This is a genomic window from Paraburkholderia phymatum (genome assembly GCF_040965635.1).
In the GTDB taxonomy this organism is placed as follows: Bacteria; Pseudomonadota; Gammaproteobacteria; order Burkholderiales; family Burkholderiaceae; genus Paraburkholderia; species Paraburkholderia phymatum_B.
The window spans coordinates 73,628-93,238 of record NZ_JBFRCH010000022.1; the positions used below are offsets into that span (position 1 = coordinate 73,628).

Sequence of the window (19,611 nt, forward strand, 5' to 3'; positions counted from 1 at the left end):
GGGAGGTCAGCGCTAGGCGCCTTGCTCGATCGGTATGATATACCATTGTCTCGAAAAGTTTCTGGCGGGGAACAGCCAGCGTTCTCGACTTCTGCAGACACGACACACCACATGAGCTTCTATCCGCACCACCGTCCGCGCCGCATGCGCCGCGACGAATTCTCGCGCCGCATGATGCGCGAAAACATTCTGACCACCAACGATCTGATCTATCCCGTCTTCATCCTCGAAGGCGCGAATGTGCGTCAGGCCGTTCCGTCGATGCCGGGCGTCGAGCGCGTGTCCGTCGATTTGCTGATGGGCGTCGCCGAGCAATGCCTCGAGTTGGGCGTGCCCGTGCTGTCGCTGTTTCCGGTGATCGAGCCGTCGCTGAAGACGCCCGACGGACGCGAGGCGACCAATGAAGCAGGCCTGATTCCGCGCGCCGTGCGTGAACTGAAAAAGCGCTTTCCCGAACTGGGCGTGCTGACAGACGTCGCGCTCGACCCCTATACCAGCCATGGCCAGGACGGCGTGCTCGACGAGAGCGGCTACGTGATCAACGACGAAACCGTCGAAATTCTCGTCGAACAGGCAAAGGCGCAGGCACAGGCAGGCGTCGACATCGTCGCTCCGTCCGACATGATGGACGGCCGCATCGGCTCGATCCGCGAGATGCTGGAGAGCGAGGGCCACATCCACACGCGGATCATGGCGTACTCGGCGAAGTTCGCGTCGGCGTTCTACGGCCCGTTCCGCGACGCCGTGGGTTCCGCTGCGAACCTCGGTAAGGGCAACAAGATGACGTATCAGCTCGATCCCGCGAACTCGGACGAAGCACTGCGAGAAGTGCGCGCGGACATCGACGAAGGCGCGGATATGGTGATGGTCAAGCCAGGCATGCCGTATCTGGACATCGTGCGTCGCGTGAAGGACGAGTTCCGCTTCCCGACCTATGTCTACCAGGTGAGCGGCGAATACGCGATGCTGAAGGCGGCCGCGCAAACCGGCTGGCTGGATCACGACAAGGTGATGATGGAGTCGCTGCTAGCGTTCAAGCGCGCAGGCGCGGACGGCGTCCTGACGTACTTCGCGCTCGATGCTGCGCGCGTGTTGCGGGCGCAGAGGTAAGCGAACGCGCTACGCTACGTGGTAGCGCTGTGCATTGAAAAAGCGGAGGTTCCCTTGTGGGTACCTCCGTTTTTTTGTTGCGAGTCTTTTTAAGAATCGCAGGTATGACTGATTCGCTTGGATTTTGCGTGTGTGGAGAGCGCGAAACCGGCTAACACCCGCCTAACGCTGCCGCCTCAGGTTTGAGGCGCCGCGATCACCCGGTCAAGACTTCTCAGGAATTTGTCCGCTGATTCGTAACCGACCACGCGCAAGACCTCTCTGCCGCCCCGGTCGAAAAATATGATGCCCGGAGGTCCGAACAGGTTGAAGCGCTTGAGCAGCGCCTGATCGTCAGCGTTATTCGCCGTAACGTCGGCCCGCAGCAAATTCATTTGCTTGAGCTTGGCCTGAACGCGTGGATCGCTGAAGGTGAGCTTCTCCATTTCCTTGCAGCTGACGCACCAGTCCGCATAGAAATCGAGCATAGCGGGCTGTGCAGCCGTTTTGACGGCTTCGTCGAGCTGCCCCGATGATCTCACAGGCGCAAACGCCAGATCGCCCTGAGGCGCCGCTGTAGAGGGCGTATTCGGCGTGCGGCTGGCAAGCACGGCCAGCGGCTGGAGCGGGTTCGTCGATCCCGCCGAGAGCCCGACGAGTACTGTTGCCGCCCAGATCGCCAACGCCGCGCCGATTCCGCGGCCGAGCCCGCCCCAAATCGACCTTGCTCCCGCATGCGGCGAAAAGAGCCCCAAACCGGCCGCGGCGATCAGCAGCCACAGCGCAGCCAACAACATTTGCGCAGTCGCGCCAAGAACCGGCCATACGATCCACAGCGCTGCCGCCAGCAGCACGACACCGAAAAAGACCTTCACGCTGCCCATCCACGCGCCCGCGCGCGGCAGCAAGGTACCCGCGCCGAGCCCGATGATCAGCAGCGGGACACCGAGCCCGATGCCCATCGAAAACAGGGCCGCAGCGCCCAGAACGGCGTTGCCCGTGTGGGCAATGAACGCCAGCACGGCAAAAAGCGGCGCTGTCATGCACGCGCCCACCACCAGCGCCGACAGCGCGCCCATCACGGCGACAGCAGCGAACTTTCCGCCCGACCGTCCTTCCGATGCCTTCGAGATTCCGCTCTGCCAGCGCTGCGGCAACACGATATCGACGCCCGCGATCAGCGTGAGAGCGAACACTGTCAGCACGAGCGCGAACGCGCCGAGCACCCACGGATTCTGAAGCCAGGCACCGAGGCTTTGCCCGACGAGCGCGGCCGAAATGCCGAGCACGGTATAAACGAGCGCCATGCCGATGACATAGGCAAGCGACAACGCGAATCCTCGACCCCGCGTCACGCGCGGACCTTCGCCGATGATGATCGCGGACAGGATCGGGATCATCGGATACGAGCATGGGAGGAGGCTCAGCACCACGCCAGCGACGAAATACAATCCGACGATTGCGAAGAAGCCCCCACCTTGCAGCAACGATTGCGCGTAGTCCGCGCTCGTCGCGCGTTCGTACCACGACGCGCCACTCTGCGTGCCCTGGACATTTTTTCCGTCGTCGATGACGCCCGCCGCGGCCGCGTGCAAGGCGGTGCCCGTCACGTGATAAACGCGCTCCATCGGCGGATAGCAGATGCCCGCGTCGGCACAACCTTGCGACGTCACGGCAAGATCGAACGGTCCGCTTGCCTGTTTCACGGGCACGCGGATCGTCAGTTCGCCGCGATAGGTTTCGACATTCTTCGCGAAGGTCTGGTCGAACTTCACATGGCCCGCGGGCAATTGCGGGTCGCCGATCGTGACCGTGCCGTTGCGCGTCGCAAAAGCAAATCGCTCACGGTACATGTAGTAACCATCGGCGATCTTGTAGTGAACAAGCACTTCGCCCGGCTGTTCAGACGCGCTGAATCTGAAGGCAACGGCGGGGTCAAGGAAGTCGTCAGCATGCGCGCCGCTCACTCTGAAGAGTGAGAGCAGCAGAATGCCAGCGACAAGAACGAGGAAGGGCGTGCGGTATCGCGCGGTATCGCGCCAGCGGCAGGAGAAGCTGTTAAACATGGATCGGGCGTCGCGTTTCGGTGTTCACCCATTGGCCGTATGCGGCCGAAGCCGTGACCTGCCAGGAGAGAATTTCGGGCGTCTGATACGGATGCTGAGCCTGAATGAACTGCTCGAGTTCGAACGCCCGGGCGACGCTCGTCTTGAACAGCAACTGGAACTCATCCGCGGATTCGATCTTGCCCTGCCAGTGATAGGTCGAGTGGACGCTCCCCAGCTGCGTCACACACGCGGCGAGACGGGCGGAAAGTGCGTCCTGAGCCAGTTTTTGCGCCGTCGCGACGTCCGGCACGGTCGTCAACACCAAACTCACATTCACGTTCACCGACCGCTCCAGCGCTTTCGAAACAGGGTGACGCTATCGTATCACCTTGTCCGGAGACCTCGCTGACGGCCAAATGGCATAGGCCATACGCACGCCCAAAAACAAAAAGCCAAGCTTTCGCCTGGCTTTTTAGCAGTCTTCAGAACGCTTATTCAGCTTCTGCAACGTTCTCGACTTCCTCGACTTCCGGACGGTCCAGCAGTTCGACCAGTGCCATCGGTGCGTTGTCGCCGACGCGGAAACCGAACTTCAGGATGCGCAGGTAGCCGCCCGGACGGTTCGCGAAGCGCGGGCCCAGCACGTCGAACAGCTTCGTGACCGAGTCACGATCGCGCAGGCGGTTGAACGCCAGACGACGGTTTGCCAGCGACGGCTTCTTGCCGAGCGTGATCAACGGCTCGACGACTTTACGGAGTTCCTTCGCCTTCGGCAGCGTGGTCTTGATGACTTCGTGCTCGATCAGCGAGTTGGACATGTTACGGAGCATTGCCAGACGGTGGCTGCTCGTGCGGTTCAGTTTCCGCAGACCATGACGGTGACGCATTTCAGTTTCCTTGATTCAAAGTTTTGGTCCAGCTCTTCTATCGCTTTCCGTGGAAAGCACGGGCCGGTAGTGAAAAAGGCAAGACGCGGATTTTAAAGGAAAATCCGCGTCCTGGCCAGTTGATGCTACGTGACTTACTTGTCGAGACCAGCCGGCGGCCAGTTTTCGAGTTTCATGCCGAGCGTCAGGCCGCGCGAAGCGAGCACTTCCTTGATCTCGTTCAGCGACTTGCGGCCCAGATTCGGCGTCTTCAGCAACTCGTTCTCGGTGCGCTGGATCAGGTCGCCGATGTAGTAGATGTTCTCGGCCTTCAGGCAGTTCGCCGAGCGAACCGTCAATTCGAGATCATCGACCGGGCGCAGCAGGATCGGATCGATCTGCGGTGCGCGCGACGGTGCTTCTGCCGCGGCTTCCGTGCCTTCCAGTGCTGCGAACACCGACAGCTGATCGACCAGAATACGCGCCGATTGACGGATCGCTTCTTCCGGCGAGATAACGCCGTTCGTTTCGATGTTCATCACGAGCTTGTCGAGGTCGGTACGCTGTTCGACACGCGCGCTTTCCACGGCATAGCTCACACGGCGAACCGGCGAGAACGACGCGTCGAGCACGATGCGGCCAATGATCTTGGCCGATTCTTCGCCGTAGCGACGTACGTTGCCCGGCACGTAGCCACGGCCTTTTTCGACCTTGATCTGCACGTCGAGCTTGCCGCCCTTCGACAGGTGCGCGACCACGTGATCCGGATTCATCACTTCGCAGTCGTGGGCGAGTTCGATATCGCCAGCGGTAACAACGCCTTCACCTTCCTTGCGCAGCGTAACCGTCACTTCGTCACGGTTATGCAGCTTGAACACCACGCCCTTCAGGTTCAACAACAGGTTGACCACGTCCTCTTGCACACCGTCGAGCGTCGAGTATTCATGCACGACGCCTGCAATCGTCACTTCTGTCGGCGCGTAGCCAACCATCGACGACAGCAACACGCGGCGAAGCGCGTTACCCAAGGTGTGGCCATAACCGCGTTCAAACGGTTCCATGACCACTTTCGCGTGGCTTTCGCCAAGCGATTCAACTGCGATGATCTTGGGCTTCAACAAACTGGTTTGCATAGGTTTTCCTTTTCAATACCCTCGGCTCGTTACACCGATAAGGCTGACCGGTAACAACCTGAAAATAAACAGCCGAGGCGCCCCCTTGCCTAACGCAATCCGGGAACCTCGGCCGTTAATCCGATTACCGCGAATACAATTCGACGATCAGGCTTTCGTTGATATCGCCAGCGATATCGCTGCGTTCCGGCATTTGCTTGAACGTACCTTCGAACTTCTTCGAATCGACAGCAACCCAGCTCGGCAGGCCGCCCTGTTCGGCGAGCGACAGCGCTTCGAGAATACGAGCCTGCTTCTTGGCCTGTTCGCGCACGGAGATCACGTCGCCAGCCTTCACTTGCAGCGACGGGATATTCGCGACGACGCCGTTCACCGTGATTGCCTTGTGGCTCACGAGCTGACGTGCTTCTGCGCGCGTCGAGCCGAAGCCCATGCGATACACGACGTTGTCCAGACGCGACTCGAGCAGTTGCAGCAGGGTTTCACCCGTGTTGCCCTTGCGGCGGTCGGCTTCAGCGAAATAACGGCGGAATTGGCGCTCGAGCACGCCGTAGATGCGCTTCACTTTTTGCTTTTCGCGCAACTGCGTGCCGTAGTCGGACGTACGTGCGCCCGAGGTGCGGCCATGTTGACCCGGCTTGCTGTCAAGCTTGCACTTGTCAGCGAGCGAACGACGGGCGCTCTTCAGGAAGAGATCGGTGCCTTCACGGCGAGACAGCTTGGCTTTAGGGCCGATATAGCGTGCCACTTTGCATTCCTTCTGTGATTGATCACGTGAACATTCATTCACGCTAGTCCGAACCCTTTGGGTCGAACGGTGGGCTTAGTCAATTCAATAACGCAAGCAGCCTGCTACCGCCTTTAGCGGCAACAGGCGCAAGCGGAGCAAGCGTCTTAGATACGACGACGCTTCGGCGGACGGCAGCCGTTGTGCGGAACCGGCGTCACGTCGGAGATCGCGGTGATCTTGATGCCAAGACCATGCAGCGCGCGCACCGCGGACTCGCGGCCAGGGCCTGGGCCCTTGATCCGCACTTCGAGGTTCTTCACGCCGTATTCCATCGCCACGCGGCCAGCCGATTCAGCGGCCACCTGAGCTGCAAACGGAGTCGACTTACGCGAGCCCTTGAAGCCCTGACCACCCGACGTTGCCCAAGCCAGTGCATTGCCTTGACGGTCGGTGATCGTGATGATGGTGTTGTTGAACGACGCGTGAACGTGAACCACGCCCTCGGCGACGTTCTTCTTGACCTTCTTGCGAACGCGTTGCGCCGCGGAGTTGTTCGAAGCCTTAGCCATTACGTTTTCCTGTAACTGTCAGTCTCGCTTACTTCTTCAGCGCTTGCGCTGCACGACGCGGACCCTTGCGCGTACGCGCATTCGTACGCGTGCGCTGGCCGCGCAGGGGCAAGCCCTTACGATGGCGCACGCCACGGTAGCAACCGAGATCCATCAGGCGCTTGATGTTCATCGTCGTTTCACGACGCAGATCGCCTTCAACGATGAACTTGCCGACTTCTTCACGCAGCTTTTCGAGGTCTGCGTCGGTCAGGTCCTTAACCTTCTTCGAAAATTCCACACCAGCAGCAACGCAAATGTTGCGCGAGCGCGTGCGACCGATACCGTAAATTGCCGTCAGGCCGATTTCGGTATGCTGGTGGTTCGGGATGTTAACCCCTGCGATACGAGCCATTGTTTTTCCTCAAACAAAAAGCGCAAACAAAAGCGCGGCGTTCAGCCTTGACGCTGCTTGTGGCGCGGATCAGAGCTGCAAATCACGCGAACGACGCCCTTGCGCTTGATGATCTTGCAATTGCGGCAAATGCGCTTAACCGATGCCATCACTTTCATGATATTACCCTTTTTTCAAATCACTTCGCCCGGAACACGATCCGCGCACGCGACAGATCGTAAGGCGTCAATTCAACCGTCACCTTGTCGCCCGGCAGAATACGGATGTAGTGCATCCGCATCTTGCCGGATATGTGTCCCAATACGACATGGCCGTTTTCCAGCTTCACCCTGAAGGTGGCGTTTGGCAGGTTTTCGATTACTTCACCCTGCATCTGGATTACATCGTCTTTGGCCATAAGTCCTTTTAACGCATCGGGACGCCGCCGCCTTTGAAATTGGCTTTCTTCAGCAGCGATTCATACTGTTGCGACATAACGTACGACTGCACCTGCGCCATGAAGTCCATTGTGACGACGACAATGATCAGCAGCGACGTTCCACCAAAATAAAACGGCACATTCCAGCGCAGCACCAGAAATTCCGGCAGCAAGCAAACGAACACGATGTAGATCGCGCCGGCCAACGTCAGACGCGTCAGGATGCGGTCGATATAGCGCGCCGTCTGGTCTCCCGGACGAATACCCGGGACGAATGCCCCACTCTTTTTCAGGTTGTCGGCCGTCTCTCTGCTGTTGAACACCAGCGCGGTGTAGAAGAAGCAGAAGAACACGATCGCCAACGCGTACAGCAACACGTACACCGGCTGACCGGGCTTGATCGCTTCGGCCACATTGTGCAGCGTGTCTGCGAACCAGCCGGTCCGCGATCCGGAACTGAACCAGTTCAGGATGGTTGCCGGGAACAGGATGATCGACGACGCGAAGATCGGCGGAATCACGCCCGACATGTTCAACTTCAACGGCAGATGCGACGACTGTCCGCCGTAAATCTTGTTGCCGACTTGCCGCTTCGCGTAGTTCACAAGAATCTTGCGCTGGCCGCGTTCGATGAACACCACCAGATACGTCACAGCTGCAATCAGCGCGACCACGATAATCGCCGAGATGATGCTCATCGATCCGGTACGAACCAGTTCGAAGAGACCACCGATCGCATTCGGGAAACCCGCCGCGATGCCGCCGAAAATAATGATCGAAATGCCGTTGCCCAGACCACGTTCCGTGATTTGCTCACCGAGCCACATCAGGAACATCGTGCCGGTCACGAGCGTCACAACCGTCGTCAGCCGGAAGACCATGCCAGGATCGATCACCAGCGCGGGCTGATTCTCCAGCGCGACAGCGATGCCGAAAGCCTGGAACGTCGCCAGAACCACCGTGAAGACACGCGTGTACTGTGTGATCTTCCGTTGTCCTGCCTGCCCTTCCTTCTTCAGCGCTTCGAGTTGCGGCGAGACAATCGCCAGCAACTGCATGATGATCGACGCCGAGATATACGGCATGATCCCAAGCGCAAAAATCGTGAACCGCGAAAGTGCGCCACCCGAGAACATGTTGAACATGCCAAGGATGCCGCCCGACTGGCTTTGAAACAGCTTTGCCAGTTGGTCCGGGTCAATGCCCGGCACCGGAATGTGCGCGCCAATACGGTAGACGACCAGCGCCAGCAGCAGGAACACTGCACGCCGGCGCAGGTCGCCAAACTTCGCCGCGCTTCGACCGGGTTTTGCGAGACTCGGGCTGTTAGCCAAGTACCTTCTCCGATGCAAATGCTAGTGACGGCAATCGACTTGCACGTTACTCGGCGAAAGACCCGCCAGCTGCTTCGATCGCAGCGCGCGCGCCCTTCGTCGCAGACAGACCTTTCACGACGATCTTGCGCTTCAGCTCGCCCGTCGCGATGATCTTGGCGCTCGTCATCATCTCGCCAATCAGACCGGCTTGCTTCAGTGCCAACAGATCGATTTCGTCGACCGGCAGCTTTTCCAGGTCGCCAAGGCGCACTTCACCGACGAATTCCTTCGTCAGCGACGTAAAGCCACGCTTCGGTAGACGGCGTTGCAGCGGCATTTGACCGCCTTCGAAGCCGACCTTGTGGAAGCCACCCGAACGCGACTTCTGACCCTTGTGACCACGGCCAGCGGTCTTGCCGAGGCCGGAGCCGATGCCGCGACCAACGCGACGCTTTGCGTGCTTCGCGCCTTCGGCCGGCTTCAGGTTATTCAATTCCATTATCAACTCCTTGAGTGCCCGAACGGCCGCTTAGCCGATGACCTTAACGAGGTACGAGACCTTGTTGATCATGCCGCGCACAGCCGGCGTGTCCTGCAGCTCGCTAACCGAGTTCAGGCGGCGCAGGCCAAGACCACGCACAGTCGCGCGGTGCGATTCGCGGGTCCCAATCAGGCTCTTGACGAGCTGAACCTTGACAGTTTTTTCAGACATGGTGACCACCTTAGCCCAGAATTTCTTCGACGGACTTACCACGCTTCGCCGCGATGTCAGCCGGAGTCGACTGCTTGCGCAGGCCGTCCAGCGTCGCACGGACGAGGTTGTACGGGTTCGTCGAACCGTGGCTCTTGGCCACAACGTTTTGCACGCCCATCACGTCGAACACTGCGCGCATCGGGCCGCCAGCGATCACGCCGGTACCGTCCTTCGCCGGAGCGAGGAGAACTGTCGACGCGCCGTGCTTGCCGTGCACTTCGTGTTGCAGCGTACCGTTCTTGAGCGGCACCTTGAACATGTTGCGGCGGGCTTGCTCCATTGCCTTCTGAACGGCAACCGGTACTTCCTTTGCCTTGCCCTTGCCCATGCCGACGCGGCCATCACCGTCGCCAACCACGGTCAGTGCGGCGAAACCGAGAATACGGCCACCCTTCACGACCTTGGTCACGCGGTTGACCGAAATCATCTTTTCGCGAAGGCCGTCGTCGCGTTCGTCAGCCTGAACTTTCGCTTGCATCTTTGCCATGACGAATTCCTTCCTTAGAACTTGAGCCCGGCTTCGCGCGCCGCATCAGCCAGCGCCTTCACGCGGCCGTGGTAGCGGAAACCCGAGCGGTCAAAGGCGACGGATTCGATGCCGGCAGCCTTAGCCTTTTCTGCGATGCGCTTGCCGATCAGGGTTGCAGCGGCGACGTTGCCACCCTTGCCCGACTTGTCGGCGAGCTGCGCACGCACTTCGGCTTCGAGCGTCGATGCGCTGGCGAGCACCTTGGTGCCGCACGGCGAGAACACTTGCGCATAGATGTGCGTGTTCGTGCGATGCACGGCCAGACGCGCGACTTGCAGCTCAGCGATCTTGAGACGCGTCTGACGAGCGCGGCGCAGGCGAGATTGAGTCTTATCCATGATTGCGCACCCTTACTTCTTCTTCGTTTCTTTGAGGATCACAACCTCGTTGGCATAGCGCACGCCCTTGCCCTTGTAGGGCTCCGGCGGACGATAGCCGCGCACTTCTGCAGCGACCTGGCCAACTTTCTGCTTGTCGATCCCCTTGATCACGATTTCCGTTTGCGACGGGGTTTCAGCCTTGACGCCTTCCGGCATCTGGTGCACCACCGGGTGCGAGAAACCCAGCGACAGGTTCAGCTTGTCGCCTTGCGCTTGCGCACGATAACCGACGCCAACCAGCGTCAGCTTGCGCTCGAAACCCTTGGTCACGCCGTGCACCATGTTCGCGACCAGCGCGCGCATCGTGCCCGACATTGCATTTGCTTCGCGGCTCTCGTCCACCGGCTCGAACTTCAGCGTGCCGTTGTCGTTCACCACCTTCACCAGGCGATTTGCAGCTTGCGTAATCGTGCCCAGCGGGCCCTTGACGCTAATGCGCTCGTCGCTCAGGGCCACTTCTGCGCCTTGCAGCGCGATCGGGCTTTTACCTACACGAGACATGTTTCTTCTCCCTTCGGCTTTAAGCGACGTAGCAGATGACTTCGCCGCCCACGCCCGTAGCGCGCGCCTTGCGATCGGTCATCACACCCTTCGGCGTCGAAACGATCGCAACGCCGAGGCCATTCATGACCTGCGGGATTTCGTTACGGCCGCGGTACACGCGCAGACCAGGCTTCGAAACGCGCTCGAGGCGCTCGATAACCGGACGGCCAGCGTAGTACTTCAACGCGATGTTCAATTCCGACTTCGCACCTTCGGACTTCACTGCGAAATCGTCGATATAGCCTTCATCCTTCAGGACTTGCGCGATTGCAACCTTGACTTTCGACGAGGGCATCGTCACCGAAACCTTCTCGACCATCTGCGCATTGCGGATGCGAGTCAGCATATCGGCGATAGGATCACTCATGCTCATTTATGTTTCTCCTATTACCAGCTCGCCTTGGTCAGGCCAGGGATCTCGCCGCGGAACGCGATTTCGCGAATCTTGTTACGCGCCAGCCCGAATTTGCGGAACGTGCCGCGCGGACGACCGGTGATCGCGCAACGATTGCGCTTACGGGTCGGGTTCGAATTGCGCGGCAGTTGCTGCAGTTCGAGACGAGCTGCATAACGCTCTTCTTCCGACTTGCTTTGGTCGTCGATGATTGCCTTCAGCGCAGCACGCTTCGGAGCGTACTTGGCAGCCAGGCGCGCACGCTTCTTTTCACGTTCGATCAGTGCCAGTTTAGCCACGGTAACCTCAGTTTCTGAACGGGAACTTGAAGCTGGCGAGCAGTGCCTTTGCTTCGTCGTCAGTCTTCGCAGTCGTCGTGATGCTGATGTTCAGCCCACGCAGCGCGTCGATTTTGTCGTAGTCGATTTCGGGGAAAATGATCTGCTCTTTCACACCGATGTTGTAGTTGCCACGACCGTCGAATGCACGGCCCGACACGCCACGGAAGTCACGCACACGCGGGAGCGCAACCGTCACGAAACGATCGAGAAATTCGTACATTGCCTGGCCACGCAGCGTGACCATTGCGCCGATCGGGTAACCCTGACGGATCTTGAAGCCCGCGATTGCCTTGCGTGCCTTCGTGATCACCGGCTTCTGGCCCGCGATCTTCGTCAGATCGCCAACGGCGTTCTCGATGATCTTCTTGTCGGCGACGGCTTCGCCAAGACCCATGTTCAGGGTGATCTTGGTGATGCGCGGCACTTCCATCACGGACTTGTAACCGAACTTCTCGATCAGGCCGGGGACAACCTTCTCTTTATAAAATTCTTGCAAACGTGCCATTTTTTACTCCGCGTCAGGCGCTCAGCACAGCACCGGTCGTCTTCAGGAAACGGACCTTCTTGTCTCCCTCGACCCTGATGCCGACACGCGACGGCTTGCCGTTCGCGTCGACCAGCGCGACGTTCGAAATGTGCAGCGGCATTGTCTTCGCTTCCACGCCGCCCGTCGTACCCTTCATCGGGTTCGGCTTCACATGCTTCTTGGCGATATTGAGGCCTTCGACGGTCACACGGTCGTCAGCAACAGCCAGCACGACGCCGCGCTTGCCCTTGTCTTTGCCGGTGATGACGATGACTTCGTCACCCTTGCGAATCTTGTTCATCTCGGCTCCTTACAGCACTTCCGGCGCGAGCGAAACGATCTTCATGAAGCGTTCGCTGCGCAGCTCACGCGTGACCGGCCCGAAGATGCGGGTGCCGATAGGCTCGAGCTTGGTATTCAAAAGCACGGCGGCGTTGCCGTCGAACTTGATCAGCGAGCCGTCTTGACGGCGAACGCCCTTGGCGGTGCGAACCACCACGGCGTTGTAGATTTCGCCTTTCTTCACGCGCCCGCGCGGCGTTGCCTCTTTGACGCTCACCTTGATGATGTCGCCAATGTTGGCATAACGACGCTTCGAGCCGCCGAGCACCTTGATGCACATGACTTCACGCGCACCCGTGTTGTCGGCCACTTCGAGCCGAGTTTCGGTCTGGATCATGGTTTATCTTTCCCAACTTAATCCGATTGCACCACCATGATGCATTCGGTCAGTCTTGGTCCCGTCAGCCAATCGGCTGCTTGGGTTAGAACAGCAGCGACGGCAAACGAAACCCGCCATCGCAATCCGGTGAATCTGCCGACATGAACTGACGCTCACATCGCTTCCCCCACCTACAACTTCGCCCGCGATGGGGCTCCCACAAAGAGGGAAGACCGAGATTATAACAAATAATCCCGGTCTTGCAAGCGAAATCTACTGCGATTTCAACTACTTCTGTTGCTCAACTGCTTTAGATGACGCGAGCAGCTTCGACCAGACGCGACACCGTCCAGGCCTTCGTCTTCGAGATCGGACGAGTTTCCTGGATCTCAACGAGGTCGCCCTCGTTGTAGGTGTTCGCCTCATCGTGAGCATGGTACTTCTTCGAACGTACGACATACTTGCCGTAGATCGGGTGCTTCACGCGGTGCTCGACCAGCACGGTAACCGTCTTGTCCATCTTGTTGCTGACGACCTTGCCGACCAGCGTCCGCTTGAGCGAGGTTTTTACGCTATCGTTCATTTCTGGTTCGCCTTCTCAGTCAGGACGGTCCGCACACGTGCGATGTCGCGACGAACCTTCTTCAGCTGGCTCGTATTCGTGAGCTGCTGGGTCGCGAGTTGCATGCGCAGGCCGAATTGCGCCTTCAACAGGTCCGACAGCTCTTTGTTGAGCGCGGCCTGATCTTTCTGGTGAAGTTCGGAAGCCTTCATCATTCACTCCTTAGGCGCCGAGCTGACGAACCATGAACGTCGTCTTCAGCGGCAGCTTGGCTGCAGCCAGACGGAACGCTTCACGCGCCAGTTCTTCGGACACACCGTCCATTTCGTACAGCATCTTGCCCGGTTGAATCTCGGCGACGTAGTACTCCGGGTTACCCTTACCGTTACCCATACGCACTTCAGCCGGCTTTTGCGAGATCGGCTTGTCCGGGAAAATGCGAATCCAGATGCGGCCGCCGCGCTTGATGTGACGCGTCATTGCGCGACGCGCTGCTTCAATCTGACGCGCGGTCAGGCGGCCGCGACCGATAGCCTTCAGACCGTATTCACCGAACGACACCGCGTTACCACGCGTTGCGACGCCAGTGTTACGACCCTTCTGCTCTTTGCGATACTTCCTGCGTTTCGGTTGCAGCATCGTTATTCTCCAGTCTTACCGTCGCCGGCGCCGCCGCGGCGCGGGCCGCCACGGCGAGCACCTGCCGGTGCACCTTCACCATCGCGACGCGGGCGACGGTCACCCGGACGTGCATTGCGGCGCGGACGCTTTTCTTCGGCGACTTCTTCCACCACCGGAGCGTCATTGCGGCCGAGCGTATCGCCCTTGTAGACCCACACCTTCACGCCGATGATGCCGTACGTCGTCTTCGCTTCCGAGGTCGCGTAGTCGATGTCCGCACGCAGCGTGTGCAGCGGCACGCGGCCTTCGCGATACCACTCGGTACGAGCGATTTCGATACCGTTCAGACGGCCCGCGCTCATGATCTTGATGCCCTGAGCACCGAGACGCATTGCGTTTTGCATCGCCCGCTTCATCGCGCGGCGGAACATGATCCGGCGCTCGAGCTGTTGCGTGATCGAATCGGCGATCAGTTGCGCGTCGGTTTCCGGCTTGCGGATTTCTTCGATGTTGACGTGAACCGGAACACCCATGCGCTTCTGCAGTTCCGACTTCAACAGTTCGATGTCTTCGCCCTTCTTGCCGATCACAACACCCGGACGCGAGCTGAAAATCGTGATGCGCGCGTTCTTTGCAGGACGCTCGATCACGACGCGGCCGACGGACGCGTTCTTCAGCTTCTTCTTCAGGTATTCACGAACACCGATGTCTTCCTGCAACATCGCCGCGAAATTGTTGTTGTTCGCGTACCAACGCGAAGCCCAATTGCGGCTGACGGCCAAACGGAAGCCAGTCGGATGAATTTTCTGTCCCATCGTATGACCCCTTAATTCCCGACCGTCACAGTGATGTGACAGGATTGCTTCTCAATGCGGTTGCCGCGGCCCTTGGCGCGCGCGGTGAAACGCTTGAGTGACGCTGCCTTGTCGACATAGATGCTCGTGATCTTGAGCTCGTCGATATCAGCACCTTCGTTGTGCTCCGCATTCGCGATCGCCGACAGCACGACCTTCTTCACGATGCCAGCCGCCTTCTTCGGCGAGAACGTCAGAACGTTCAGCGCCTTGTCGACCGGCAAACCGCGGATCTGGTCAGCCACAAGGCGCGTCTTCTGCGCCGAGATGCGGGCACCGCGATGAATTGCTTTCACTTCCATCTTGATTGCCCCTTATTTCTTGGCCTTCTTGTCGGCCGCGTGACCCTTGAACGTACGGGTCAGTGCGAACTCGCCAAGCTTGTGGCCGACCATGTTTTCCGTGACATACACCGGAACGTGTTGACGGCCGTTGTGAACGGCGATCGTCAGGCCGATGAAGTCCGGCAGGATCGTCGAGCGACGCGACCAGGTCTTGATTGGCTTCTTGTCGCGCGAAGCTGCAGCCGCCTCAACTTTCTTCAGCAAATGGGCGTCGCAGAACGGACCTTTTTTAATAGAACGTGCCATTGCCTACTCCTTAACGCTTGTGACGGCGCTGGACGATCATGCTCGTCGTGCGCTTGTTGCTACGGGTGCGATAGCCCTTCGTCGGCGTGCCCCACGGGCTCACCGGATCGCGACCTGCAGCCGTCTTGCCTTCACCACCACCGTGCGGGTGATCGACCGGGTTCATTGCAACGCCGCGCACCGTCGGGCGGATACCGCGCCAGCGGTTCGCGCCAGCCTTACCGATTTGACGGAGGCTATGCTCTTCGTTGCCCACTTCACCGATCGTCGCGCGGCATTCGATGTGAACGCGGCGGATTTCGCCCGAGCGCAGACGAACCTGCGCGTAGGTGCCTTCACGAGCCAGCAGCATCGCCGACGTACCAGCCGAACGCGCCATTTGCGCGCCCTTGCCCGGCAGCATTTCGATGCAGTGAATCGTCGTACCGACCGGGATGTTGCGGATCGGCAGCGCGTTGCCTGCGCGGATCGGAGCTTCCGAACCCGACATCAGTTGCTGACCAACCGTCACGCCCTTCGGAGCGATGATGTAACGACGCTCGCCGTCTGCGTACACGACCAGCGCGATGTTCGCGCTACGGTTCGGATCGTACTCGAGGCGCTCGACCTTCGCGGGAATGCCATCCTTCGTGCGACGGAAGTCGACGATACGATAGTGATGCTTGTGACCACCGCCCTTGTGGCGCGTGGTGATGTGGCCGTTGTTGTTACGGCCGGCGGTCGAGCTCTGCGTGTCGAGCAGCGGTGCGTACGGCTTACCCTTGTGCAGATCCTTGTTGACCACCTTGACCATCGCGCGGCGACCCGGCGAAGTCGGCTTAACTTTCACGATTGCCATGATTACTTGGCCTCCGCTTCAAAGTTGATTTCCTGGCCGGGCTTCAGGCAGACGTACGCCTTCTTCACGTCCTTGCGCTTGCCCATGTAGCGGCCAAAGCGCTTGGCTTTGCCCTTCTGGACCAGCACGTTGACGGAATTGACTTCCACCTTGAACAGCAGCTCGACAGCAGCCTTCACTTCCTGCTTCGTAGCGTCCGGCGCAACTTCGAACACGACTTGCTCGTTCTTGTCAGCCACCAGCGTCGCCTTCTCGGAGATCACCGGCGCGAGCAGAACTTGCATCAAACGATGATCGTTTTTGCGAACTTCGCTCATGACAGCAACTCCTCGATCTGGGCGACCGCAGCCTTCGTGATCAGCACTTTCTTGAAGTAGATCAGCGACAGCGGGTCGGCGTAACGCGGCTCGACAACTGCCACATGGGCCAGGTTGCGCGACGCGAGGTACAGGTTTTCGTCGACCGTGTCGGTGATGACCAGCACGGAATCGAGACCCATAGCCTTGAACTTTTCGGCCAGCAGCTTCGTCTTCGGCGCTTCGAGCGTCAGCTCGTCGACAACTGCGATGCGGCCTTCGCGGGCCAGCTGCGAGAAGATCGAGCAGAGACCTGCGCGATGCATCTTCTTGTTGACCTTGTGCGAGAAATTTTCTTCCGGCGAGTTCGGGAAGATGCGACCACCGCCGCGCCACAGCGGGCTCGACGACATACCGGCACGAGCGCGGCCCGTACCCTTCTGACGCCACGGCTTCTTCGTCGTGTGCTTGACCTGCTCGCGGTCCTTCTGAGCGCGGTTGCCGCTACGTGCGTTCGCCTGGTAAGCGACGACGATCTGGTGAATCAGCGCTTCGTTGTAGTCACGGCCGAACACGACGTCCGACGCGCTGACAGCTGCGCCTTCCTGACCATTTGCATTCAGGAGCTTAAGTTCCATTATTTCGCTCCTTTCACGGCACGCGCCTTCACGGCCGGCGTCACGAAAACCTTGCCGCCCTTCGCACCCGGAACGGCACCCTTGACCAGCAGCAGCTTGCGGTCGGCGTCGATACGAGCGATTTCGAGGTTTTGCACCGTCACCGTCTCGTCACCCATGTGACCGGTCATGCGCTTACCCGGGAAAACACGACCCGGGTCCTGCGCCATACCGATCGAGCCCGGCACATTGTGCGAACGCGAGTTACCGTGCGATGCACGGCCCGAACTGAAGTTGTAACGCTTGATGGTACCGGCGTAGCCCTTACCGATCGAGGTGCCTTGCACGTCGACCTTCTGGCCCACTTCGAAGAGATCCACACCGATCACGGCGCCGTTGGACAGCTCGGCAGCCTTGGTGGCGTCGATTTGGAATTCCTTGAGGATTTCACCGGCTTGAACACCGGCTTTGGCGAGATGACCTGCCAGCGGCTTCGTCACGCGCGATGCACGGCGCGTACCGAAGGCAACCTGAACGGCCGTGTAGCCGTCGGTTTCAACAGTCTTGATCTGCGTCACGCGGTTGTCGGACACGTCCAGCACAGTGACGGGAATCGAATCCCCTTCAGCCGTGAAGATACGGGTCATGCCAACCTTGCGACCTACGAGTCCAAGGCTCATCGTTTTCTCCATTCCCGACTGCGATTGGTCGGGGCTAATTTACAAAATGCCGCGCGATTCAGAGACGAACCATGGCGGCTTTTTTACGCAAATGCGCGAAAAGCCTAGCATTGTAGCAAGGCTTTTCCTTTTCCGCAAGCAATCAAAGACTTAGCGACATCCGATGATCTGGATGCCGCTTGAAACCTTTACTGCAGCTTGATTTCGACGTCCACGCCAGCCGGCAGATCCAGCTTCATCAGCGCGTCGACGGTCTTGTCCGTCGGATCGATGATGTCCATCAGGCGTTGGTGCGTGCGAATTTCGAGCTGATCGCGCGACGTCTTGTTGACGTGCGGTGAACGCAGGATGTCGAAACGCTGGATACGGGTCGGCAGGGGCACGGGACCACGAACGATTGCCCCAGTCCGCTTTGCCGTGTCGACGATTTCAGCCGCCGATTGATCGATCAGACGATAGTCGAAAGCCTTCAGGCGAATGCGGATTTTCTGGTTCTGCATGACGAATTCCTTGGAAAGAGCGAGGCGGTATTGCACCGCCGATTAGTAAAAGAACGTAGGTCTGGGCGCCCGCGGGGCGCGAATGCCCAGACCCGGGCACTGCATACTGCTACGGCAATCGCCGATTTTACTCGATGATCTTGGCCACGACACCGGCGCCGACGGTACGGCCGCCTTCGCGGATTGCGAAGCGCAGACCTTCTTCCATCGCGATCGGCGCGATCAGCTTGACCGTGATCGACACGTTGTCGCCCGGCATCACCATTTCCTTGTCCTTCGGCAGCTCGATCGAGCCCGTCACGTCCGTCGTACGGAAGTAGAACTGCGGACGGTAGTTGTTGAAGAACGGCGTGTGACGGCCGCCTTCGTCCTTGCTCAGCACGTACACCTCAGCCGTGAAGTGCGTGTGCGGCGTGATCGAACCCGGCTTGGCCAGCACCTGGCCACGCTCCACGTCTTCACGCTTCGTGCCGCGCAGCAGGATACCGACGTTGTCGCCCGCCTGACCCTGGTCGAGCAGCTTGCGGAACATTTCCACGCCCGTGCAGGTCGTCTTGACCGTCGGCTTGATACCGACGATCTCGATTTCCTCGCCGACCTTGATGACACCGCGCTCGACGCGGCCCGTCACCACCGTGCCACGACCCGAGATCGAGAACACGTCTTCCACCGGCATCAGGAACGCGCCATCCACCGCGCGCTCCGGCGTCGGGATGTACGTGTCCAGCGCGTCGGCCAGGTTCATGATCGCCACTTCGCCCAGCTCGCCCTTGTCGCCTTCCAGCGCCAGCTTCGCCGAACCCTTGATGATCGGCGTGTCGTCGCCCGGGAAGTCGTACTTCGACAGCAGCTCGCGCACTTCCATTTCGACCAGCTCGAGCAGCTCGGCGTCGTCGACCATGTCGCACTTGTTCAGGAACACGATGATGTACGGCACACCGACCTGACGCGCCAGCAGGATGTGCTCACGCGTTTGCGGCATCGGGCCGTCGGCGGCCGAGCACACCAGGATCGCGCCGTCCATCTGCGCGGCGCCCGTGATCATGTTCTTCACGTAGTCGGCGTGGCCCGGGCAGTCGACGTGTGCGTAGTGGCGGTTCGCCGTTTCGTACTCGACGTGCGCCGTGTTGATCGTGATGCCGCGCGCCTTTTCTTCCGGCGCCGCGTCGATCTGGTCGTAGGCCTTTGCCTCGCCGCCGAACTTTGCGGTCAGCACCGTCGTGATTGCTGCCGTCAGCGTGGTCTTGCCGTGGTCAACGTGACCGATCGTGCCGACGTTCACGTGCGGCTTGGTCCGTTCGAATTTACCTTTAGCCATGTTTCTCTTCTTTCAAAAAGTTGTTCGATGAATGACTGTGCGAG

General features: G+C 59.5%; 33 protein-coding genes. 1 reads left to right on the forward strand and 32 read right to left on the reverse strand.

Translation table 11 applies throughout. The features are described 5' to 3' along the window. Positions 1–111: 111 nt before the first annotated feature. Entirely contained in the window at positions 112–1,110 is a 999-nt protein-coding gene (hemB, locus tag AB4Y32_RS28315) for a porphobilinogen synthase (protein WP_368724522.1), read from the forward strand. Between the two features lie 176 nt (positions 1,111–1,286). Here the strand turns inward: hemB and dsbD are convergent, their stop codons facing one another. The 32 genes from dsbD to tuf all read right to left on the reverse strand — a co-directional run bounded on the left by dsbD (position 1,287) and on the right by tuf (position 19,567). Then, positions 1,287–3,155 carry a protein-disulfide reductase DsbD gene (gene dsbD / locus AB4Y32_RS28320; RefSeq protein ID WP_368724523.1) on the reverse strand — a complete coding sequence of 623 codons (1,869 nt, stop codon included), beginning with the start codon at positions 3,153–3,155 and terminating at the stop codon, positions 1,287–1,289. Next, positions 3,148–3,480 (reverse strand): divalent-cation tolerance protein CutA, encoded by a 333-nt coding sequence (cutA, locus tag AB4Y32_RS28325; protein ID WP_439899855.1) that lies wholly within the window; start codon positions 3,478–3,480, stop codon positions 3,148–3,150. Before cutA ends, dsbD begins: the two co-directional genes overlap by 8 nt. A gap of 148 nt (positions 3,481–3,628) precedes the next feature. Next, on the reverse strand, positions 3,629–4,024 hold the full coding sequence (gene rplQ, locus AB4Y32_RS28330) for a 50S ribosomal protein L17 (protein ID WP_007730705.1): 396 nt from the start codon (positions 4,022–4,024) through the stop codon (positions 3,629–3,631). A gap of 134 nt (positions 4,025–4,158) precedes the next feature. Then, the gene (locus tag AB4Y32_RS28335; protein ID WP_368724525.1) at positions 4,159–5,136 is read right to left on the reverse strand and encodes a DNA-directed RNA polymerase subunit alpha; all 978 of its coding nucleotides are present in this window, start codon (positions 5,134–5,136) and stop codon (positions 4,159–4,161) included. 124 nt (positions 5,137–5,260) lie between these two features. Then, positions 5,261–5,884 (reverse strand): 30S ribosomal protein S4, encoded by a 624-nt coding sequence (rpsD, locus tag AB4Y32_RS28340; RefSeq protein WP_087736423.1) that lies wholly within the window; start codon positions 5,882–5,884, stop codon positions 5,261–5,263. Positions 5,885–6,030: 146 nt separating this feature from the next. Continuing rightward, entirely contained in the window at positions 6,031–6,435 is a 405-nt protein-coding gene (gene rpsK / locus AB4Y32_RS28345) for a 30S ribosomal protein S11 (RefSeq protein WP_006052224.1), read from the reverse strand. A 28-nt stretch (positions 6,436–6,463) separates the two neighbouring features. Continuing rightward, positions 6,464–6,829, reverse strand: coding sequence for a 30S ribosomal protein S13 (gene rpsM / locus AB4Y32_RS28350; RefSeq protein ID WP_087736422.1), 366 nt, complete (start codon positions 6,827–6,829; stop codon positions 6,464–6,466). 41 nt (positions 6,830–6,870) lie between these two features. Further along, entirely contained in the window at positions 6,871–6,987 is a 117-nt protein-coding gene (gene rpmJ / locus AB4Y32_RS28355; protein ID WP_004199844.1) for a 50S ribosomal protein L36, read from the reverse strand. A 20-nt stretch (positions 6,988–7,007) separates the two neighbouring features. Further along, a complete protein-coding gene (gene infA / locus AB4Y32_RS28360; RefSeq protein WP_004521905.1) occupies positions 7,008–7,226 on the reverse strand; it encodes a translation initiation factor IF-1 in 219 nt (72 codons plus the stop codon). An 8-nt stretch (positions 7,227–7,234) separates the two neighbouring features. Beyond that, the gene (gene secY, locus AB4Y32_RS28365; RefSeq protein ID WP_087736421.1) at positions 7,235–8,581 is read right to left on the reverse strand and encodes a preprotein translocase subunit SecY; all 1,347 of its coding nucleotides are present in this window, start codon (positions 8,579–8,581) and stop codon (positions 7,235–7,237) included. A 46-nt stretch (positions 8,582–8,627) separates the two neighbouring features. Further along, positions 8,628–9,062 (reverse strand): 50S ribosomal protein L15, encoded by a 435-nt coding sequence (gene rplO / locus AB4Y32_RS28370; RefSeq protein WP_087736420.1) that lies wholly within the window; start codon positions 9,060–9,062, stop codon positions 8,628–8,630. A gap of 30 nt (positions 9,063–9,092) precedes the next feature. Beyond that, positions 9,093–9,275, reverse strand: coding sequence for a 50S ribosomal protein L30 (rpmD, locus tag AB4Y32_RS28375; RefSeq protein ID WP_004202755.1), 183 nt, complete (start codon positions 9,273–9,275; stop codon positions 9,093–9,095). A 10-nt stretch (positions 9,276–9,285) separates the two neighbouring features. Further along, on the reverse strand, positions 9,286–9,804 hold the full coding sequence (rpsE, locus tag AB4Y32_RS28380) for a 30S ribosomal protein S5 (protein ID WP_004197945.1): 519 nt from the start codon (positions 9,802–9,804) through the stop codon (positions 9,286–9,288). A gap of 14 nt (positions 9,805–9,818) precedes the next feature. Then, positions 9,819–10,184, reverse strand: a complete 366-nt coding sequence (gene rplR / locus AB4Y32_RS28385; RefSeq protein ID WP_087736419.1) for a 50S ribosomal protein L18 — start codon at positions 10,182–10,184, stop codon at positions 9,819–9,821. 12 nt (positions 10,185–10,196) lie between these two features. Beyond that, complete coding sequence (gene rplF / locus AB4Y32_RS28390) at positions 10,197–10,727, reverse strand: 50S ribosomal protein L6 (RefSeq protein ID WP_087736418.1); 531 nt, start codon at positions 10,725–10,727, stop codon at positions 10,197–10,199. A gap of 19 nt (positions 10,728–10,746) precedes the next feature. Next, a complete protein-coding gene (gene rpsH, locus AB4Y32_RS28395) occupies positions 10,747–11,142 on the reverse strand; it encodes a 30S ribosomal protein S8 (RefSeq protein WP_087736417.1) in 396 nt (131 codons plus the stop codon). Between the two features lie 14 nt (positions 11,143–11,156). After that, positions 11,157–11,462: a 30S ribosomal protein S14 gene (gene rpsN, locus AB4Y32_RS28400; protein WP_087736416.1), complete on the reverse strand. Its 306-nt coding sequence runs from the start codon at positions 11,460–11,462 to the stop codon at positions 11,157–11,159. Positions 11,463–11,469: 7 nt separating this feature from the next. Further along, positions 11,470–12,009 (reverse strand): 50S ribosomal protein L5, encoded by a 540-nt coding sequence (rplE, locus tag AB4Y32_RS28405; RefSeq protein WP_006052214.1) that lies wholly within the window; start codon positions 12,007–12,009, stop codon positions 11,470–11,472. Between the two features lie 13 nt (positions 12,010–12,022). Further along, positions 12,023–12,331 (reverse strand): 50S ribosomal protein L24, encoded by a 309-nt coding sequence (gene rplX, locus AB4Y32_RS28410; RefSeq protein ID WP_368724526.1) that lies wholly within the window; start codon positions 12,329–12,331, stop codon positions 12,023–12,025. Between the two features lie 9 nt (positions 12,332–12,340). Next, a complete protein-coding gene (rplN, locus tag AB4Y32_RS28415; protein WP_012402188.1) occupies positions 12,341–12,709 on the reverse strand; it encodes a 50S ribosomal protein L14 in 369 nt (122 codons plus the stop codon). A gap of 292 nt (positions 12,710–13,001) precedes the next feature. Beyond that, positions 13,002–13,274 carry a 30S ribosomal protein S17 gene (rpsQ, locus tag AB4Y32_RS28420; RefSeq protein ID WP_087736414.1) on the reverse strand — a complete coding sequence of 91 codons (273 nt, stop codon included), beginning with the start codon at positions 13,272–13,274 and terminating at the stop codon, positions 13,002–13,004. Then, positions 13,271–13,465 (reverse strand): 50S ribosomal protein L29, encoded by a 195-nt coding sequence (gene rpmC, locus AB4Y32_RS28425; RefSeq protein ID WP_007180130.1) that lies wholly within the window; start codon positions 13,463–13,465, stop codon positions 13,271–13,273. The genes rpsQ and rpmC overlap by 4 nt, the downstream gene beginning before the upstream one ends. A gap of 10 nt (positions 13,466–13,475) precedes the next feature. Next, on the reverse strand, positions 13,476–13,892 hold the full coding sequence (gene rplP, locus AB4Y32_RS28430; RefSeq protein WP_012402192.1) for a 50S ribosomal protein L16: 417 nt from the start codon (positions 13,890–13,892) through the stop codon (positions 13,476–13,478). Positions 13,893–13,894: 2 nt separating this feature from the next. Then, positions 13,895–14,689, reverse strand: coding sequence for a 30S ribosomal protein S3 (rpsC, locus tag AB4Y32_RS28435; RefSeq protein WP_087736413.1), 795 nt, complete (start codon positions 14,687–14,689; stop codon positions 13,895–13,897). Between the two features lie 11 nt (positions 14,690–14,700). Beyond that, positions 14,701–15,030, reverse strand: a complete 330-nt coding sequence (rplV, locus tag AB4Y32_RS28440) for a 50S ribosomal protein L22 (RefSeq protein ID WP_007730533.1) — start codon at positions 15,028–15,030, stop codon at positions 14,701–14,703. Positions 15,031–15,042: 12 nt separating this feature from the next. Further along, positions 15,043–15,318: a 30S ribosomal protein S19 gene (gene rpsS / locus AB4Y32_RS28445; protein ID WP_006998484.1), complete on the reverse strand. Its 276-nt coding sequence runs from the start codon at positions 15,316–15,318 to the stop codon at positions 15,043–15,045. Positions 15,319–15,328: 10 nt separating this feature from the next. Further along, positions 15,329–16,156: a 50S ribosomal protein L2 gene (gene rplB / locus AB4Y32_RS28450; protein WP_368724527.1), complete on the reverse strand. Its 828-nt coding sequence runs from the start codon at positions 16,154–16,156 to the stop codon at positions 15,329–15,331. Between the two features lie 2 nt (positions 16,157–16,158). After that, complete coding sequence (gene rplW / locus AB4Y32_RS28455; protein WP_087736411.1) at positions 16,159–16,473, reverse strand: 50S ribosomal protein L23; 315 nt, start codon at positions 16,471–16,473, stop codon at positions 16,159–16,161. Further along, positions 16,470–17,090: a 50S ribosomal protein L4 gene (rplD, locus tag AB4Y32_RS28460; protein WP_087736410.1), complete on the reverse strand. Its 621-nt coding sequence runs from the start codon at positions 17,088–17,090 to the stop codon at positions 16,470–16,472. The genes rplW and rplD overlap by 4 nt, the downstream gene beginning before the upstream one ends. Continuing rightward, complete coding sequence (gene rplC / locus AB4Y32_RS28465; RefSeq protein WP_368724528.1) at positions 17,090–17,749, reverse strand: 50S ribosomal protein L3; 660 nt, start codon at positions 17,747–17,749, stop codon at positions 17,090–17,092. The genes rplD and rplC overlap by 1 nt, the downstream gene beginning before the upstream one ends. Positions 17,750–17,937: 188 nt before the next feature. Then, positions 17,938–18,249 (reverse strand): 30S ribosomal protein S10, encoded by a 312-nt coding sequence (gene rpsJ / locus AB4Y32_RS28470; RefSeq protein WP_087736409.1) that lies wholly within the window; start codon positions 18,247–18,249, stop codon positions 17,938–17,940. Positions 18,250–18,376: 127 nt separating this feature from the next. Next, positions 18,377–19,567, reverse strand: coding sequence for an elongation factor Tu (tuf, locus tag AB4Y32_RS28475; protein WP_012402197.1), 1,191 nt, complete (start codon positions 19,565–19,567; stop codon positions 18,377–18,379). Positions 19,568–19,611 lie beyond the last annotated feature (44 nt).